Source organism: Pantoea sp. SIMBA_079, assembly GCF_046940275.1.
GTDB classification, from domain to species: Bacteria; Pseudomonadota; Gammaproteobacteria; order Enterobacterales; family Enterobacteriaceae; genus Pantoea; species Pantoea borealis.
The window spans coordinates 1-258 of sequence record NZ_JAWRYR010000545.1 but is presented as its reverse complement, the minus strand read 5'-3'; the positions used below and the strand labels follow the sequence as shown (position 1 = coordinate 258).

The 258-nt window shown below is 64.7% G+C and carries 1 protein-coding gene; it reads right to left on the bottom strand.

Features of this window, described 5'->3' with window-relative positions; all coding sequences use genetic code 11:
- A partial coding sequence (locus tag SB719_RS21140) for an RDD family protein (protein ID WP_412159883.1) occupies positions 1 to 258 on the bottom strand: 258 nt, incomplete at both ends.

Below are 258 nucleotides of genomic sequence, written 5' to 3'. Positions count from 1 at the left end.
GATCAGGGTGCTGGGGATGGTCGCGAGATAGCGGCCGACGCCCCGCAGGAACGAGATCCGTTCGCCGTCGAGGCGGACGACCTTGATGCCGACGGCCATCTTGCCGGGCGTCGCCATCGCATAGGCGGCATGGAACCAGGCGAAGTAGAGCACCGAAAACACCAGCGAGACCGCGTTGACGACCTGTTGCCTGAGCCAGAAGCCGCGACCGAAGCCGCCGACGCCCAACAGTTCATAGATGAAACCGCCGACGATCGC